1 protein-coding gene is annotated in these 1,231 nt (G+C 52.7%); it reads left to right on the plus strand.

What is annotated here, in order from left to right; genetic code table 11:
• Window positions 1-62 precede the first annotated feature (62 nt).
• Window positions 63-1,213 (plus strand): IS3 family transposase gene (locus tag ACQRBT_RS28245; RefSeq protein ID WP_145977778.1). Its coding sequence is split into 2 segments (ribosomal slippage): window positions 63-297 and window positions 297-1,213, totalling 1,152 coding nucleotides; the frame shifts between segments, so codons are not numbered across the junction.
• The last annotated feature ends 18 nt before the right edge of the window (window positions 1,214-1,231 follow it).

The following is a 1,231-nucleotide window of genomic DNA, read 5'->3' on the forward strand; positions in this document are numbered from 1 at the left end:
TGAATCGCCCCTAGTTTCGTAGACACCTCCAAGCCTTAAAATGAGGCCCATTAGGAGGTGCCATGAGCAACCAGCGTTATCCCGAAGAATTCAAAATCCAGGCGGTCAAGCAAGTGACCGAAAAGCAGCTTCCTGTCTCGGAGGTGGCTGCACGATTGGGTGTGTCCGTGCACAGCCTCTATGCCTGGGTTAAGCGCTACACCAAGCCCCAGGAACAGCGCGTCGAGGAGGATGATCAGAGCGCTGAGGTTCGTCGTCTACGTGCCGAGCTGAAACGGGTGACGGAGGAGCGAGACATCTTAAAAAAGGCCGCCGCGTACTTTGCCAAGGAGTGCGGCTGAAGTACGCCTTTATTAAGCAGCAAGCGGGTCATTACGCGATTCGACGCCTTTGCCTGACACTCAAGGTTCATCCCAGCGGCTACTACGCGTGGCTATCAGAACCAAAATCTGCGCGAGCCAAGGACGATCAGCGACTGCTTGGGTTGATCAAACACTCCTGGCTGGAAAGCGGTGGTGTTTATGGCTATCGCAAGATCCATGATGACCTGCGAGAGGTTGGAGAGAGCTGTGGCCGTCACCGGGTGGCTAGGTTGATGCGCATTAAAGGTTTACGTTCTCAGACTGGGTATCGACGGAGGCCGGGAAAATATGGCGGTAAACCAGCCGTTGCCTCACCGAACTTACTGAAGCGCCAATTCGATGTCAGAGAACCCAACAAAGTCTGGGTCACAGACATTACCTACATCCGAACATATGAAGGCTGGTTGTATTTGGCCGTGGTGCTCGATCTGTTTTCACGCCAGATCATTGGTTGGTCAATGAAGTCGCAGATGACCAGCGACGTAGCCATTGATGCACTGCTGATGGCGGTTTGGAGACGCAAGCCGAAGCAAGAGGTGATGATCCACTCGGATCAAGGAAGTCAGTACAGCAGCTCAGACTGGCGAAGCTTCTTGAAAGCTAACAACCTGGTAGCCAGCATGAGTCGTCGAGGTAACTGCCACGACAACGCTGTGGCGGAGAGCTTTTTCCAGTTGCTAAAGCGGGAACGGATCAAGCGTAAAATCTACACTACACGCCAGGATGCTCGGGATGATGTGTTCGATTACATCGAGATGTTTTACAACCCAAAACGACGCCACAGTTTCAACAATCAGCTGTCACCGGTAGAGTTTGAAAAGCGTTACGCAATGAGCTTGCAAGGTGTCTAGAGAATCCGGGGCGATTCA

It is taken from the genome of Pseudomonas sp. R19M (assembly GCF_050312585.1).
In the GTDB taxonomy this organism is placed as follows: Bacteria; Pseudomonadota; Gammaproteobacteria; order Pseudomonadales; family Pseudomonadaceae; genus Aquipseudomonas; species Aquipseudomonas palleroniana.